Consider the following 16,979-nt stretch of genomic DNA (forward strand, 5'->3'; position numbering starts at 1 on the left):
CAAATATATCAAACTCCCATAATTTCGCTGAATCCGGGGCTGCAGCGTTGAAATCCGTGCACTGATTATCGCCACCATGGACCCACCAGCCCGAAACGACTCAACGGCCCGTAGAGTGTCTCACGTAGACTGTTTCCTTCGGCAAAAAGCCCTCTAAGCCAGTGCTGGGCGACAGGAGCTACCCGCCGAGGAAGTCCTCGCGGACCTGTTGGTCGTTGAGAAGTGCCTCACCGCTGTCTTCGTGTCGATTCTGCCCCTGTACAAGGACATAACCGCGATCACACCGCCGCAATGCCTCTTTGGCGTTTTGTTCGACGAGGAGCACAGCGGTACCGGCGTCGTTGATCTCGTCGATGCGGTCAAACATCTCATCGACGAGATCCGGTGCCAGGCCTGCGCTGGGTTCGTCAAGCAGTAACAGGTCGGGATCAAGCATGAGCGCACGGCCCATCGCCAGCATCTGTTGTTGCCCGCCTGACAGTGTCCCTGCTTTCTGCTCCGACCGGGTTTCCAGTATCGGGAACCGGTCGTAAACAGCCTGTAGCCGCTCCTCGGGAAACTGATCGAGCGTGTATGCACCCATCTTGAGGTTCTCTGTGACCGTCAGCGGTTCAAACACGTTGTTGCTCTGTGGAACGAAACTCAACCCGTATGAGATGATGTCTTCCGGTTGTTCACCGGCAATGTCCCTGTTATTGAATACGATTTCACCCCCCATGTACGTCGTCAATCCGAACACAGACTTCATGACAGTGGACTTGCCCGCGCCGTTCGGGCCGACGATAGTGATGTACTCACCCTGTCCGACCTCCATGTCAATTTCTGTGAGAATCTGCAGATCACCGTACCCGGCGTCCAGTTGCTGTACTGACAGTAAGCTCATACTGTCACCTCTTCCCCGAGATATGCATCGAGGACTTTGTCGTTGTTTTTCACTGCGTCCGGTTGCCCCTCTGTGAGGACACTCCCCTGGTGCATCACGATGACCGTATCACAGTTATTCATGATAACGTCCATGTCGTGTTCGACGAAGAGGAAGGTGTAGCCCTGCTCTTTGAGCGTCTGCAACCGGTCAATGAGTTTCTCTTCGAGTGTTGGGTTGACTCCCGCAAGCGGTTCGTCCAGCAGTACCATCTCGGGATCGGTCATGAGCACACGCGCCATCTCAAGCAGCTTCCGTTGGCCCCCTGAAAGATTGCCGGCAGATTCGTGCGCGACGTGTTCGATCTCGAATAGTTCGAGCATCTCCCATGCTTGTTCTCGGAGTATCTTTTCCTGCTCGATGACCTGTGTTCTGGCTCGCGGGAGGACCGCCCGCCAGACTGCTTCGCCGGCCTGGCCCTGCGGTGCCAGCATCAGGTTTTCAAGCACGGTCATCTCCGAGAGCTCTCGGGCTATCTGGAAAGTCCGGACGAGGCCCTGATTTGCGACCTGATCTGATCGATACCCCGTTATTTCCGTGTCGTTGAACTCGACTGCACCCCCGTCTGGACGTTGCACCCCGGTAATGAGGTCGAATGTCGTCGACTTGCCCGCTCCATTCGGACCAATCAGACCAGTGATAGTCCCTTTCTCCACGTGGAATGAGGCATCAGCGACGGCGGTAATACCGCCAAACGTCTTTCGCAGGTTCTTCACTTTGAGTATCTGTTCTTGCTGTCCGTTCTGGGTCTGGCCGCTCTGTCTTGCTTGTGCGTTCTTACTCATTGTCATCCTCGCGAGGCTCCTGTCGTGAGAGGTCAACACTCGATGCGATTGCTTTTCGATGACCCAGCAGACCCTCCGGATGCCGTTGCATGAGATACACCAGAACAATACCTAACAGCATAAGCCGGAGCGCAGAGATGCTCACGTCCTGCACGGAATACGCCAGCAATGGTGTGACATCAAGGGTTCCTAACTCGGCGATAGCACCGACAAGCGTATCGGGAGCGTTGCTGAGCTGGAGGTACTCCGCCACAACCCGCCGGATGAACGAGGGGCCCTCGAAGAGCAGACTGGCGAACAGCGCACCGCCGACGATGCTTCCCGTTGGCGACCCGGTCCCACCGATAAACAGCGCAATGAAGATGTAGAACGTCTGTATCGGCTTGAACATCCGTGGCGATGCATACCCGCCAGAGAGACGCCAGAGAATAGCGATGAGCCCCATGAGCGCACAGCCGAGCGCGAATGTCTTGATCTTGAATCGGCGCGTGTCCTTCCCCAGGGCTTGCGTGACCTGCTGGTCCTCGCGGATGCTCTTGAGGACCCGGCCGAAGGGTGACTTCCCGAGGCGGATCATCAGCCAGTACAAGAGGCCGAGACAGAGGCATAACACAATCACGTACGCCCAGCCGATAACCAGCGTCTCCTCGATTCCCAGCGGTGCCACGACACTGAATATCGCCGTTCCCAGCGCATTGGGTGCTGGGGCTGTTGCGGCAGGGTCCGTGTAAAAGAGAATCCGGATCGGGTTCGATGGCAAGGACAGGCCCGTCGCACCGCCCGTTCCGAATGCAACGCCGGCAATGCGGGTGTTCGCGAACTCCGGCGCACGGAATGTGAGACGCACGATTTCCGAGAACGCGACAGTCACGATTGCAAGATAATCAGCACGGAGTCGGATCGCAGGTAATGCTGCGAGGCCGCCAGTGACCCCGGTCACGAGTAGCGCACCCAGAATCGCGACCGGAAGTGGCAGCCCGAAGCCGGGCGGACTGGCTGTCACTGGAGCGGTCAGTATCCCCATCGTGTAAACGCCGATGGCCATGAATCCAGCCGCACCGAGATTGAACAGGCCTGCGTATCCCCACTGGAGGTTCAGCGCGAGCGCTAACATAGCATAAATCGCCGAAAGGAAGGCGACGCGCCGGAGCGTGTTGACCGTGCCATTCAGTTGGAACCCGAGAACAGCACTGAAAAGCGCGTACAAGCCCCCGATAGCGAGGGCCAGGGCGATGAGCAAGCGCGCGTCGTTGTTGCCAAGCCACCCCTCAGCCCGTGCCTGAATAGAACCCGTACTCATGCCGTCGTCCTCCCGCTGAACAGCCCCGACGGGCGGACGAGCAGCATGACGATCATCATAACGAACGCCGCGACCAGAAGGAAACTGGCCGGAATCCAGACGAGTGCGAGTCGGCTCACGATTCCGAGGATGACACCGCCGACCATTGACCCGTAAATCGAACCGACACCGCCGAGGATGACCGCTGCGAACACCAGTAACAGCAGGTCCCATCCCATTGTTACTGTGAGCGTTCCCTGCTGTAATGCGATAAGAAAGCCTGCACACCCGGTAAGCCCGCCGCCGATACTCCAGGTGAGTTTGACGACGCGCTCTGTCGGGATGCCTGTGACTTTCGCGAGGTCTTTGTTCGCAGCCATTGCACGCATCGCGGTGCCGATTTTGGTGTACTGGAGCAGAACGTGGGTAGCAAGCATCAGGAGTGCGGCGACGACGACCAGCGTAATCTGGTGTCCGCCAAACGTGACACCCGCCAGAGTAAACTGGGGGACGTTTCCGCCTGTCAGTCCGCGGCTATCAGTCAGGAACGAATAGGTGATGAGATTACGAAGAAACAGTGCGACACCGACGCTGGCGATCATCAGCGTCACACCGTCGGCGCTACGCATCGGCCTGAACACGATTCGGTCCAGCAAGAGCGAAAGGGCAGCTGTCAGGACCGCAGCGACGAGTAAGCCAGCCAGCAGGGCCAGTGGGGTATTGACGACGTTTATTCCAAGTTCGTTCGAGCCGACTGCGATCGGGCCGCCAATGAGGACGAGCGCTTCGACGGAAAATTCACCTAGCCCGGCAATCAGAAACGCCGTCGCCCATCCGGCGAACGCACCGCTCGTAATCAAGTCTCCGTGGGCGAAGTTCGCGAAATTGAGGATGCTGTATGTCATTGAGAGGCCGACGCCAGCCAGTCCAAGCGACATCCCGAGTACCAGGCCGTTCCAGAGATAGCTCATGAGATCTGTGGCGGCAATCGTGCCAGTTTCTAACTGTCGAAAGATATCGAAGACGAGAAACACGCCGATAACCGCGAATAGAACGAGTACTGGGCGGTTGTACACTATATTCTGTCCACGGTTGTAGTAGTCTCGGGCCGCCATACGTTTGTGCTCTGTACCCAGTGTTAAAAATCTTGATGTAAAATCGTCATAGAATCCGAGAGAAGCGAAGCTGTGTCCCAGTTTCTTGCTAACATCACACATGGCAACGAATAACAAGAAGGAGTCATGCTCTCTTTATCCAGCGGAGTTCTCTTGCAGGTGGCGTAGCAAGAGAGACACCGACACGGACGCAGAAGCCCGCGACGAGAAATGTGACGCCGCTCGTCGGACGGGACAGTCAAGCACGAGTGCCAGCGGCACCCTACAGCGAATTCGTGACCGTTCGCATCACTTCCAGCGCCTCTTTCAGTTCAGCTGTACTCGTGGCATACGAAATTCGCGCCTGTCCCCGTCCACTCGGCCCAAACGCCTCGCCAGGGACCACGATGACATCGTTGTCCAGCACCTTCTGGGTCCACCCGTCTGGGACGTGAGGCATCGCGTAGAACGCCCCCTTCGGCACCGGCGTGTCGAGGCCGATATCCTCCAGCCCATCGAGGAGAACGTTTCGTCGTTCCTCGAAAGCAGACACCATCTCTCGAACCGGTTCCTGGGGACCAGTAAGCGCCGCTTCGGCAGCGTACTGTGAGGGAGCGCTGGCACACGCCTGCACGTACTGGTGCACTCGAAGCATCCGCTCGATTCGCTCTGCACTGGCCGCTACCCAACCGAGCCGCCAGCCTGTCATCGAGTACGTTTTCGAGCACGCGCTGGCCTGGATTACCCTATCAGAGGTGGCAAATTCAGCCGGCGAATGGTGTTCACCGTCGAAGACAATCTTCTCGTAGACTTCATCGGAGAGGCAGATAAGCTCGTGTTCGTCCGCGATCCGCGCGAACTCTGCCATGTCTCGCTTCGATTGCACCGCGCCGGTAGGGTTCGCTGGACTGTTAACGATAAACAGCGACGTGTTCTCCGTGATGGCATCCTCAACGGCGGCGGGGTCGAGTGTCAGGTCGTCCCTGAGCTCGACCCGCTTTGGTTCGCCGCCGGCGAGTAAGACCAGTTGTTCATAGGCCAGAAATCCGGGGTCAGGGCAAAGCACTTCGTCGCCTGGCCGGACATGGGCCTCGATTGCAACGTGAATTGCCTCACTTGCCCCGGCAGTAGCAATGATGTTTTCGGGCGGGATGTCCTGCCCGTTGTCGGTGGCGTAGCGGTCACTAATAGCCGCTCTGAGTTCTGGAATCCCCTTGTTGGAGGTGTATGAATCACCCATCCCATCCTGAATCGCACTCACCGCTGCCTCCCGAGCGTGCTCTGGAGTGGGAAAATCAGGCTGGCCGAGACCCAGATTTATTGCGTCTTCGCCTGCCGCCTCGAAGACTTCACGGATGCCACTGATATCCATCGCTTCGACGCGTGCTGCGTACTGAGACATCAGTTCATGAGTATAACGGTATTTGATTATAGTCTTTCGGTTGTCTGACAATGACTATCGCACCAGTCCTGCCACAGAGACTGTGTATAGGACGACCTGAGTCACGGTTGTGTCACACCATCGTCCGAGATGACCGCCTCTGGAACACAGGCAACTGTGAGTGAGAAAGCCCAGCGACGTTTCCGTTAGACTTCGACCTGCTCGATGTTTTCTGTGCCGTTCTCTGTGTACCTGAAGTAATTGTACACGGCGCTGGCGAGGTCACCATTGTCATCGAACTCGACTGGGCCTGAGACTCCCTGATAATTGATTTCGGTCCCTTCGGCCGCAAGCGACACGCCCTCTCCCAGGGTTTCAGGGCCGACCGTTTCGCCACCGGCGTCTGTGACTGCCCGCATGTGATCCCGGACTGCAGTCCCGTCATCTTCACCAGCTGCTGCGCGTGCCAGCATGAGGACTGCCGCAGCATCGAACGATTGCTGATTGAACGGCCCCGGTGCAGAGCCGTACTCCTCCTCGTATGCCGACCTGAAGTACTCGATTCCCGGACCGGCCGAGGACGGATTGGTTCCGCGGACGTTTGTCATATCGTGTCCCACGTTCCCGGGCAAGTCATCGGCCCTGAGTCCGTCTGGGACCAGGATATCCATGTCCGCTCTGTCAAAGTTCTCGTAGAAGTTCCGGAAGATTTTGTTCCCGCTCTCGGGGTAGCCGATGATCACGAGCGTTCCCGGGTCGCCATCAAGAGCGTTTTGCAACTGTGAGGTGTAGGAGGACCGACCCGCCGAGTACGAGACCTGATTCAGCACCTCACCGCCGTACTCCGACTCGAACGTCTTGGTAAAACCGTTCGACAGGCCGTTCCCGTACGCGTTATTGAGAAAGAGGATGGCTGCACTCTCTTTCTCAAGCCGTTCGGCCGCTATCTGTGCCAGCAGCGACCCCTGCAGCTTGTCCGTTGGCGGTGTCCGGTACACAAAGTCGTTATCTTCGAGCGAGGAAACATCAGGCGACGTCGCCGATGGTGAACACATAACCGTCTGGTTCGGGATGGCAACGTTCTCGGCGACCTGCAGCGTCACTGACGACGCCAGTCCCCCGCAGATCATCGGATACCCGGCGTTCACGAGGGCTTCTGCACCACTCACGCCCCGACTCGGCTTGGTCTCCGTGTTCTCGAACTGCGTATCGACTGCGAACCCGTTGTCCGCGTCTCGGACCTGCTTTACAGCTAGTTCTGCTGCATCTCGAATTGCGGGGCCTACTTCGGACAGCCCACCTGTTACCCCCATTAGGATGCCCATGCTGATGGTGTTGCCACTACTCCCACCGTCTGTCGAACAGCCTGCGAGTCCGACAGCGCCTGCGGCACCAATGCTCTTCATGACAGTTCGACGGCTGACTGTATCGTGCATCGCAACACTCGCCATGACACAATCTTTCGTGATAAACGTTATTATGAACCGTAGCAAGTCTGCACAGGGACGAAAGGGGCCTTGAGAGGGTCTAAGTCAGGCACAGCCACTCCCGACTGTTCCGCTTGCGCTACTGTATTGTCCCTCGCTGCGGGCAATCCCTGTCCGATACCAGACGCACAGAGAGTCGAAACACTCTCGTCTGAACTGCTCGTGCCATACTGTCAGTACGTGCCACGTCAGAGTGGATAGCCGTTCGAACTTTCCGAACGGTGTCGACGGCAGGGCGTCGCAACACCTTCCGACCGGTACAGTGCAATCTCGACCCTCACAGGCACGTATTCGACACACCGCGGATTCGTGTGTCCAATCGCTCACCCGCGGTTGACTACCGATATTCAGAATGTATGACAGCTCTCGCATCGGTGGATAGTCTCAGGTTCGGCGCGCAGTGGTCACGCTCCAACTGGACAGCCAACTATCCGGACGGCGTTAGTATATAAACCGGCTGTAGTGTGATGCCAGTTCGAGCTACTCGAACAGCCAGGGCCCACGCACACTGTGACCTCGAAGAGTGGGTGTGTCTACGCCGCCGAAAGCCAATTCATTGAGGGATATACCTAAACTAGCTGAATGGTATAAAACGGGCCTACGTTCGCATTGCTATTACATTCATACGTTTGTAACAGCAGCTCCGATTGTGGCGCAGAAACTGTTACAGCAGTACCACTGTAATCAGTCAGCGGCCGTATCCAGCGCTATGGAGTACAGGTGGTCTACACAAGAGGTACAGGCGAATAGAGAGGGGGTCCCCGACAATTCGTCCAATTTCTCTTGTTTTTCCTGGATATTCTACTATTCATATGATGGGAGCAGTCCTATTCGAATCAGTAGAACAGTTCTATTGAGAAAAACAGAGGTTACAGGCATCCAAAGTGAGTGATGCTCCCAGATTCCAGTGCTGTCTCATGATCGAATTACTTGAACAGCACAGCAAGTCAGTTGGTTTCGCAGGGACCCGAGCCCCCCATGCAGCCATAGCTGCTGTACCTTTGCACCCCAAACTCTATATCTTGGGAGTGACCCACAGTGAGACGTAACGCAACGATCGATAATGACAGCCAAATTTACTACGTATGACTGACACAGGAAAGCGCCTTGTCGAAGAACTGGACGAGCAAGGCGTCGAGTACGTCTTCGGATATCCCGGTGGTCGCGCCATCGAGATTCTTGACCACGTCCCGGATGCCGATGTGGAGATGGTCCGGCCACGCGATGAGCGGGAAGCCAGCGTCATGGCCGAGATGCACGGACGACTCACCGGAGACCCCGGGGTCCTCGCGGGACAAGGTCCCTGGATCGGGAGCCTCGGCGCAATCGGCCAGATGGAAGGAAAACTGGCTTCGTCACCGATGGTCGTCATTACCGAGGCCAGCGAGCGGGGCGACTATTCGACGCTCGCGCCGTATCAGCAGGCTCGCGGTGACTACGGTGGGCTGGACCTCCCGTCAGCGCTCGATGCCTACACCAAGGAAAACTGGTTCCCGCGCTCACCGACGGAGACGGTACGAAGCCTCCAGCTCGCGTTCAAACACGCGACTGCCGGCCGGCCCGGGCCAACGGCAATAATCCTCGACGGCGACGCCGTCACCGAGGAAATGCCCGACGACCCGATTCCGCCGGTCTGGGACGGCCACGATCAGGTGCAAAACTGGGACTCGCGACCGGCCCACAAGGACGTCCAGACAGCGATAACAGCCCTGAGCGAAGCTGACCGCCCGGTCATCATTTCCGGCAACGGCGTTCACGCCGCCGACGCCTACGACCAGCTCGAAACTGTCGCAGAGGCGACTGATGCCGTCGTCACTACCTCCTATCTGGGCAAGTCGACGTTCCCCGAAACCCACGACCTGGCTGCGGGCGTTATCGGCTCCTTCGGGCACGAGGGCGCAAATCAGGTCGTCAGCGAGGCAGACGTCCTCCTCGTCGTGGGTTGTCGCATGAACCCGATGGACACGAACTGGCAGTCCCCGGAGTTCATCCGGCCTGACGAGCAAACTATTATTCACGCAGACATCGACACGCGCAACGCTGGCTGGGTCTACCCCGCAGATGTCGCACTCATCGGTGATGCGGCACACAGTCTCGACGATCTGGCGGCGAACCTCCCCGAGAGCGCTGGAAACGACTGGGCGCGTGACCGGGCGGCCACAGCGCAGGAGTCGTTTTATGCTCCCAAATGCGAGTCGGACGCGTCGCCAATCAAGCCACAGCGGGCGGTCAAGGAGATCGAGGCAGTGGTTGATTCGAAAACGATTGTGACCGCCGACTCCGGCAACAACCGATTCTGGTTGCTCAATTATCTTCAGACACCGGACACCGGGACCTACTACGGGAGTGGCGGCGTCGGCGCGATGGGATGGGCAACACCGGCCGCAGTGTCAGCCGCCATCACGACGGAACAAGAGATCATCGCCGTCGCGGGAGACGGTGGCTTCACGATGACGATGACCAGCGTGGAGACAGCCGTCGAGAACGGCGTCGCGCCCACGTTCGTCGTCCTCAACGACACCAGCCTGGGCATGGTCCGTCAGATGCAACACGAGGCGGGCGACATCGCTGGTGTCGAGTTCCACGACACTGACTTCGTGAAGGCAGCCGAGGCGTTCGGCGCTGATGCGACGCGGGCAGTAACGCCCGCTGAACTGTCGGCTGCACTCGAAGAAGGAACCAGCGCCGATGTCCCGTTCGTCATCGACGTTCGCATCGACCGCGACGAAGAGATGGTCGAGTCCCTCCAGTCGTCGTTCTACAAGGAAGTCGGCGGGCTGCACGAATGAAGTCCCGAGCATGGTTTAGCAAAGAATATAAATCAACTACGGAACACACATTGATACAACAATGACAGATACAACAGTACTCGTCACCGGCGGAACCGGCTTCCTCGGCTCGTATGTCGTCGAGGACCTCATCGAACACGGTCACGACGTCGTCGCCTACGACCTCTCGACGGACGACCACATCCTCTCGAAGCTGGGTGTCGCCGACGATGTGACTATCCGGCGCGGTGATGTCTCCGAGGCGACGGACGTGATTCGTGCCGTCAAAGAGACGGAGACGACGCATATTGTGCACCTCGCGGCACTGCTGACGAACACGGCACGGGACAACCCGCGGGCTGGCCTCGATGTCAACATCAAGGGGACCAACAACATCTTCGAGGCTGCACGCACCCTCGACGACCAGATCGAGCGCGTCACATGGGCTTCCAGCGCGGCGGTGTACGCGCCGCCACATAATTACGCCGCCGACTACGTCGATGAGAACGAACTCGTCTATCCTGATACGCTCTACGGCGCGACAAAAGAGTACAACGAACATCAGGCCCGTGTCTACCACGAGGATTACGATGTTGACCACGTTGGACTCCGCCCGACTGTGGCGTACGGCCCCTACCGCGAAACCGGAGGCTCGGCGTTCCTCGCAAACATCATCGAGAAGCCGGCACTCGGCGAACCGTTCAGCGTCGAGTACGGTGATCAGGTAATCGACTGGCAACACGCCCGCGATATCGCACAGGCGTTCCGGAAAGCGACGTTCGTCGACGAGGACAATCTCAGCCAGCGCATCTACAACGTCCGCGGCGTCCTCGCGACGATCCGCGAAGCCGCCAACACGGTCCGGGAAATCGTCCCGGATGCCGACCTGTCGGTCTCTGATGAGGGCGAACTCCCCTGGACCCAGAATCTCGATATGACCGCTGCGCAGCAAGACTTCGGCTACGAGGTCGAGTACGGCCTCGAATCCGGGTTCCGGTCGTACATCAACACGCTCCGGGAGGAGAACGGCCTCGAACCGCTCTGAAACGCCAGTCCCGCCCTCGAAGCGTACTGCACCCCGTGGGTTCGCCCGCGTTTCGCTCAGTGCTCCAGAGTGACCCCAGTGTTTGATTAGGGACCTGCCTGTACGCCTACGTGATGTACGAGCGCGACTTCATGGAAGGAACGCGTGGCACCATGGCCGTCGACTGGGAAGAACGGATCGACGTCAAGCGGATGCGACGCGAACGCAAAGAACGAGCTCTCGACCGACTGCGGGATTCCGAACTCGGGTCGATGCTGCTGATCAACGACCCGAACGTCCGGTACGTCACCGGGCTGGCGATGACCGGCGGGAGCGGGGCGGACCACTACACGCTCCTGACCGAAGACGGCGATATCGTCCACTGGGACACTGCGGACCACGCATCGAACCAGCGGTTCAACTGTCCCTGGCTCGACGACATCCGATATGCCTGTCCGGGACTCGGCAACGTTCCTCGGGCGTCGGGCAGCGCTGCCGCGCGCGACTGGCTCAAAGACAAGATGGCCGAGACGGTGTACACCGCCATGGAAGAGTACGGTGTCGACCGGGAGCCGATGGGCATCGACGTGGGCAACGGGGCGCTCATCGAGAAGTTCGAGGACCGTGGCGTCGATGTCGACACCAGCGCGGCGACTGACATTATGCTCGACGCGCGGAAGACCAAAACCCGCGACGAGGTCGAGTGTCTGCGACAGGTCGCTGCCATCTGTGAGGCAGGCTTCCAGAGGATTACTGAGAGTGCAAAACCGGGCAAGCGGGAATCTGAAGTCTGGGGTGATGCAGTCGGCGAACTCTGGCGGCACGGCGCAATGGCCCAGGGTGGCTACGTGACCTCTGGCCCGAACACCTGGCCGAAACATCAGGCGAACACGACCGACCGGGTGATTCGACCGAACGACCTCGTGTACGCTGATTTCTACAACATCGGCTATCTGGGCTACCGCTCCTGTTACTACCGCACGTTCAGCATGGGCGAACCGACGCAGGCACAGAAAGACGCCTACGAGAAGGCCCGTGACGACCTCTATGACGTCCTCGAACGGATCGAGCCGGGGGCCACGACCGACGAGATTTGCAAGGGCTTCCCCGACAGAGACGGCGAGCATATGGACTGGTACGACGCCGACGAGTTCTGGCAGATGACGACCAACCACTGGGCGCATGGGCTGGGGCTACAGCTCTACGAGACGCCGCTCATCTGGCGCGGGCTCTCACCGGACCATCCGATTGAAATCGAGGAGGGCATGACGATGGCTGTCGAAACGATGCAACCCGCGGAACGGCAGGGCGTCCGCGTCGAAGAGATGGTTGTTGTCCGCGAGAACGGCGTTGAGATCCTCAGTGAGTGGCCCGTTTCGGAGATTACTCGAATCGACTACTGACTGGCAGTATCCAGCCGGTCTCACGCACTGTCCGATTGCCAGCGCGTCACTACCATTAAGTCGGTCGCGTCGTAATTGAGAGGTATGCAACTGGGAACAGGCCTGTTTACCTGTCAGCAGCGCCCGGACGACGACCGCGAAACCAGTGACATTTACGACGAAATGCTCGAACTGGGGGCAGTTATCGACACCGCAGGTCTCGATAGCGCCTGGGTCTCAGAGCATCACTTCCTCGACGACGACTATCTGTCGGGCGTCACACCGGCACTCGGGGCGTTAGCTGCAGTCACCGATAATATCGAAATCGGCTCTTGTATCGCACTCGCGCCGCTGTATGACTCAATCCGGCTCGCCGAGGATATCGCAACGGTGGATCAGATCTCCGGTGGCCGAACTACCCTCGGGCTGGCAATCGGGTCAAACGTCTCCGAGTTTGATGCCTTCGGGATTCCCGACGACGAGCGGGCTGACCGGCTGGCCGATACGGTCGATACGCTTCGCGGTGCTTGGTCTGACGGACCGCTCGACTACGAGCCGGAGTTCCACGACATCTCATCGGATGTCACTGTGACACCGAAGCCAGCACACGATGTTCCTCTCATGCTCGGTGGGGCGTCGCGACCTGCCGTCCGGCGGGCCGCCCGGACCGCTGACGCATGGTGTGCCCCGTCGTCGCTGTCAGTCGATGGCGTCCGGAAGCGTGTCGAGGATATCAGGCACGTCCGTGACGACGAGGAAATCGAGGGCGATTTTCAAGTGTATGTCCTCCAGCACGGGTTCGTCGGTGACTCCCGCGAAGACGCATGGGAGCAGATGCGCGACGGCTACCTCTACATCCAGCGCCGGTACGAGGAGATATTCTCGGGCGAGACGGTTCCGGAACTGGACGACGACCGCAAACAGGAACTCAAAGAACAGGCTCTCTTCGGGACACCCGACCAAGTCGCGGCCGAACTGGAAACGTACCGGGAGGCGCTGGGCGATGACATCCACTTCATTTTCCGGACGTACCACCCCGGAACCGGAACGCAGGAAATGGCCGAGTGCATCCGGCGGCTGGGTGAAGAGGTGCGACCGAAGGTCAGCTAGAGACTGCCAGACCGTGTCGGTAGCTGCTGAGACGACAGACACAGTCCGGCGGAGAGGGTTGTGACAGCGCGCGCCAGCAGTTATCTGCGTGTCGCCCGTGGATTTCGGACCCGGTGAACACCAATACTTATTTCCCTAGGTAAAGAACCTAATTGATGAGTATGGACATCGAAGCATTCTTCGAGAACATGCCGTTTGCCGACCTGCTCGATATCGAGATAACCACCGTCGATAACGGGCACGCCGAAGGCCACATCGAGATGCGCGAGGAACTGTCGTGGAACGAGGACCAAATAATGGCCCACGGCGGTGTTACATTCACCCTCGCCGACACTGTTGGTGGGGCCGCTCTCGTGTCCCTCGTCGAACAGCCGGTGCCCACCATCGATATGCGCATCGATTACCTCGAAGCCGGGACAGGGAACCTCCGAGCGGAGGCGGACGTGATTCGGCACGGTGGTGACGTTGGCGTCGTCAGTGTCGAGGTGTACGCCGAAGACGGTGCACAGGTCGCGACTGCACGCGGCGTCTACAAGACAGGCTAAGCTCAGCTGCGGCAAGTGAACAGGCCCATGTCTGAGTGTGGCGGTTTGCAGAGACGTCGAAAGCAAGAGTGCAATCGACCGCGCGGCGCTACTATCTGAGCCGTGGCGGAGGACAGAACGTTGCCGGCGTCTAATTGAAAGTCACACCGACATCGTGCATCCCCTCGTTGTATCGAGCGATGTTGATGAGCAGCGGCGTCAGACTCTCGACTTCCGCGGCGTTCGAAAGCGGGCCAGCAGGGATCGGTCGGACGCCCGCGAGGTCAGCAGTTAGCGTCACGACGCGGTCACTGACCGCCGGATCGTCCGCGACGACCAGCGTATCCACATCGAGCGTGGCCTCTAGATCCGCCAGCCGGTCCGCCGCAAGATTGTGGAATGCGCCCGCCACTGGAACCGATTCAGGGGCCCGCTGTGCGACAAATTCGGTAACGCTTCCCGTCGACGGCGGTCGGTAGTGAAGTCCATCTCCGTCGCCGCTCATCCCGACAGCAGGGCTGATGAGTAGTTGATCCGAAAGCACGTTATCTTCAGTTAGTTCTTCGACTGTATCGCCGACGTGATGTGGCGGAATGGCCAGGATAACCACGTCTGCGCTAGCCGCGGCACTGCTGTTGTCAGTTCCGCTGATTTCAGTCTCAACATCGTGAGCGGACAATCGCTTTTCGTACGCTCTGGCTCGCTCGCTGGCTTTTGCAGCGTCCCGCGAGCCGACGGTAATCGTGTGGTCTGTGTCGGAGGCAAAGCGCATCGCAAGTCCCTCACCGATATCACCAGTACCGCCAAGTATGGCTAACTCCATGCGCCCGCATAACGCCCCTTGAAACAAGAAGCTTTGTCCTGTCACACAAATCGCTGACGACCGTCCCTGATACTGCAGTAACAATTGAAACAATTAATACCGAGCACACTGCAGCCGTGCGCTCGGGTGTACATTGATTGTCAATGGCTACTACAGCCGTAAAAACCGGGCACGCCAGCAAGAGAAGTATGACCCAGTCGCAAACCCCGGCAGTTATTCGACCCAGACCGTCTTTTTGTTGACGAACTCTTTGATACCCATCTCCGAGAGTTCACGGCCGTAGCCGGCGTCTTTGATGCCGCCGAACGGAACCCGCGGGTCCGATTTAGTCATCTCGTTGATGTAGACGCAGCCCGCGGAAATATCTCGTGCCAGACGCTGGCCGCGTTCTCGGTCCGAAGTCCAGAGGCTCGCACCCAGCCCGAAACGGGTGTCGTTTGCGACCGTAATCGCTTCATCCGCATCGGCAACCTCATACACGGTCGCTACTGGTCCGAACATCTCCTCTGTGTCGGCGGGGCACCCAGACGGGACAGCAGTCAGTACTGTCGGCGGGTAGAACGCTCCGGTCCGGGCAAGCGGCTCGCCCCCGGTCAACAGCGTCGCACCAGCGTCGACGCTTTCCTGTACCTGGTCGTGCAGTTCGGCCATGAGGTCAGGGTCGGCCTGCGGGCCGATATCGGTTTCTTCGGACATCGGATCGCCGACAGTGAGGTCTTCGAAGGCAGCGACGAGCCGATCAACGTATTCGTCATAGACATCTGTGTGAACGATAAATCGCTTGGCGGCGATGCAGGACTGGCCGCCGTTTAGTGTCCGTGCCTGCACTCCAGTCTTGAGGGCCGCATCGAGGTCTGCATCGTCGAGGACGATAAACGGGTCAGACCCGCCGAGTTCCAGCACAGTCTTTTTCAGATGCTTGCCGGCGGTTTCGGCGACGGCACGCCCGGCGGGACCACTTCCGGTCAGCGTCGCCGCGCGGACACGGTCGTCTGCGAGAATGCTGTCGACGTTACTGGATCCAACCAACAGCGTTTGAAAAGCGCCGTCAGGATAACCGGCTTCGGCAAACACTTCTTCGAGCGCGAGCGCACACCCGGGGACGTTTGAGGCGTGTTTGAGGAGGCCCACGTTACCGGCAGTGAGATAGGGCGCGGCAAAGCGAATGACCTGCCAGAACGGATAGTTCCAGGGCATCACTGCTAGCACGGGCCCGAGCGGATCATGGACCGTCTTTACCTCCGTTCCCGGCGGACTGGGGTGGTGTTCATCGGAGAGATACTTGTGTGCGTATTCGGCGTAATGGTCACACGCCCACGCACACTTTTCAACTTCAGCGATGGCCTGCGTGATTGGTTTTCCCATCTCCCGGGTCATCAGTTCAGCGTACCGCTGTTTGTTCTCCCGTAGAACATCGCTGGCGTTTTCAAGCAACTCCTCCCGTTCGCGCAGCGGGACCTCACGCCAGTCCTCGAACGTCGACGTGGCGTGGTCTAGCTTTCGCTCGACTGTGTCGTCATCATCAGGGTCGTACACGTCTAGGCGCTCGCCCGTAGCGGGGTTGACTGCCTCCATATTGGTTCAGTGTTCGGCGTCACGGATACATTAATCTTTACTGACCCAAATTTCCTGACAGGTGACAGCGGTAGTTTTTATACTCATAGGTCAGAAATGTGCTGATGATGTACAAGCATGTAGCCCTGCTAGTCAGACAGGAGGGCATGTCTCACAAGGAGTTCGTCGACTACTGGCAGACCAACCACACGCCAATCGCGAAAGACATCGAAGGCGTGGTTCGCTACCAGCAAGTTCTTCCAACAGAACCAGCACACGCCGAGTTTGACGGCGTAGCGGAACTGTACTTTGAGACGCTCGACGACCTGCACGAGGCGCTGGGCAGTCCTGGGTCCCGAGATTACGACCCAACAAAGGAAATCGCCGCGAAGGCCCGTGAGGACGTGAATAACTTCCTCGCTGTCGAGGAGCGGCCGCGTATTATCGGCGAAGAGATCGTCCAGAAAGACGAGGTCGACGGCGACACCGACGGCCTCTACAAGCACTCGGCGTTTCTCGTCCGGCAGGACGACATGACACACGATGAGTTCGTCGACTACTGGCAGACCAACCATACGCCGATCGCGCGCGAAATAGAGGGCGTCGTCAGGTACAATACGGTCATCCCCACTGACCCCGAGAACGCCGAGTTCGACGGCGTCGCCGAACTCTACTTTGACGACCTCGAGAAGCTATACGACGCGCTCGGCAGCGAAGGGTCGCGGGATTACGCGCCTGACAGAGGGAAAGCGAAAGCGGCCCGCGAGGACGTGGATAACTTCTTGGCTATCGACGAGCGGCCCCGGTTTATCGGCCAGGAACAGCTCGTCAAGGACGAGGGGTAGT

At 58.7% G+C, this 16,979-nt stretch carries 14 protein-coding genes; 6 read left to right on the forward strand and 8 right to left on the reverse strand.

The features are described from left to right. Nucleotides 1–178 precede the first annotated feature (178 nt). From DVK01_RS13635 to DVK01_RS13660, 6 genes are all read right to left on the reverse strand, one after another. Nucleotides 179–883 (reverse strand): ABC transporter ATP-binding protein, encoded by a 705-nt coding sequence (locus tag DVK01_RS13635; protein WP_101351912.1) that lies wholly within the window; start codon nucleotides 881–883, stop codon nucleotides 179–181. Continuing rightward, nucleotides 880–1,707, reverse strand: coding sequence for an ABC transporter ATP-binding protein (locus DVK01_RS13640; RefSeq protein ID WP_121537135.1), 828 nt, complete (start codon nucleotides 1,705–1,707; stop codon nucleotides 880–882). The genes DVK01_RS13635 and DVK01_RS13640 overlap by 4 nt, the downstream gene beginning before the upstream one ends. Further along, nucleotides 1,700–3,007, reverse strand: coding sequence for a branched-chain amino acid ABC transporter permease (locus DVK01_RS13645; protein WP_121537137.1), 1,308 nt, complete (start codon nucleotides 3,005–3,007; stop codon nucleotides 1,700–1,702). The genes DVK01_RS13640 and DVK01_RS13645 overlap by 8 nt, the downstream gene beginning before the upstream one ends. Then, complete coding sequence (locus tag DVK01_RS13650) at nucleotides 3,004–4,101, reverse strand: branched-chain amino acid ABC transporter permease (protein WP_121537139.1); 1,098 nt, start codon at nucleotides 4,099–4,101, stop codon at nucleotides 3,004–3,006. Before DVK01_RS13650 ends, DVK01_RS13645 begins: the two co-directional genes overlap by 4 nt. A gap of 262 nt (nucleotides 4,102–4,363) precedes the next feature. After that, complete coding sequence (locus DVK01_RS13655) at nucleotides 4,364–5,482, reverse strand: pyridoxal phosphate-dependent aminotransferase (RefSeq protein ID WP_101351915.1); 1,119 nt, start codon at nucleotides 5,480–5,482, stop codon at nucleotides 4,364–4,366. Between the two features lie 185 nt (nucleotides 5,483–5,667). Next, the gene (locus DVK01_RS13660) at nucleotides 5,668–6,867 is read right to left on the reverse strand and encodes an ABC transporter substrate-binding protein (RefSeq protein ID WP_121537330.1); all 1,200 of its coding nucleotides are present in this window, start codon (nucleotides 6,865–6,867) and stop codon (nucleotides 5,668–5,670) included. Nucleotides 6,868–8,033: 1,166 nt separating this feature from the next. Here DVK01_RS13660 and DVK01_RS13665 point away from each other — a divergent pair. From DVK01_RS13665 to DVK01_RS13685, 5 genes are all read left to right on the forward strand, one after another. Next, nucleotides 8,034–9,737 (forward strand): thiamine pyrophosphate-binding protein, encoded by a 1,704-nt coding sequence (locus DVK01_RS13665; protein WP_121537141.1) that lies wholly within the window; start codon nucleotides 8,034–8,036, stop codon nucleotides 9,735–9,737. A 61-nt stretch (nucleotides 9,738–9,798) separates the two neighbouring features. After that, nucleotides 9,799–10,761, forward strand: coding sequence for an NAD(P)-dependent oxidoreductase (locus tag DVK01_RS13670; RefSeq protein WP_121537143.1), 963 nt, complete (start codon nucleotides 9,799–9,801; stop codon nucleotides 10,759–10,761). A 113-nt stretch (nucleotides 10,762–10,874) separates the two neighbouring features. Next, nucleotides 10,875–12,143 (forward strand): Xaa-Pro peptidase family protein, encoded by a 1,269-nt coding sequence (locus DVK01_RS13675; RefSeq protein WP_101351499.1) that lies wholly within the window; start codon nucleotides 10,875–10,877, stop codon nucleotides 12,141–12,143. A gap of 84 nt (nucleotides 12,144–12,227) precedes the next feature. Then, nucleotides 12,228–13,232, forward strand: coding sequence for an LLM class flavin-dependent oxidoreductase (locus DVK01_RS13680; RefSeq protein WP_101351500.1), 1,005 nt, complete (start codon nucleotides 12,228–12,230; stop codon nucleotides 13,230–13,232). A gap of 161 nt (nucleotides 13,233–13,393) precedes the next feature. Continuing rightward, the gene (locus DVK01_RS13685; protein WP_101351501.1) at nucleotides 13,394–13,777 is read left to right on the forward strand and encodes a PaaI family thioesterase; all 384 of its coding nucleotides are present in this window, start codon (nucleotides 13,394–13,396) and stop codon (nucleotides 13,775–13,777) included. Between the two features lie 130 nt (nucleotides 13,778–13,907). Here the strand turns inward: DVK01_RS13685 and npdG are convergent, their stop codons facing one another. Next, on the reverse strand, nucleotides 13,908–14,579 hold the full coding sequence (gene npdG / locus DVK01_RS13690; RefSeq protein WP_101351502.1) for an NADPH-dependent F420 reductase: 672 nt from the start codon (nucleotides 14,577–14,579) through the stop codon (nucleotides 13,908–13,910). A 213-nt stretch (nucleotides 14,580–14,792) separates the two neighbouring features. Beyond that, nucleotides 14,793–16,154, reverse strand: coding sequence for an NAD-dependent succinate-semialdehyde dehydrogenase (locus DVK01_RS13695; protein ID WP_101351503.1), 1,362 nt, complete (start codon nucleotides 16,152–16,154; stop codon nucleotides 14,793–14,795). A 104-nt stretch (nucleotides 16,155–16,258) separates the two neighbouring features. Here DVK01_RS13695 and DVK01_RS13700 point away from each other — a divergent pair, with 104 nt between their 5' ends. Continuing rightward, a complete protein-coding gene (locus tag DVK01_RS13700; protein WP_198560261.1) occupies nucleotides 16,259–16,978 on the forward strand; it encodes an EthD family reductase in 720 nt (239 codons plus the stop codon). The last annotated feature ends 1 nt before the right edge of the window (nucleotide 16,979 follow it).

The sequence above is a fragment of the Haloarcula sp. Atlit-120R genome (assembly GCF_003665885.1).
GTDB lineage: Archaea > Halobacteriota > Halobacteria > Halobacteriales > Haloarculaceae > Haloarcula > Haloarcula taiwanensis.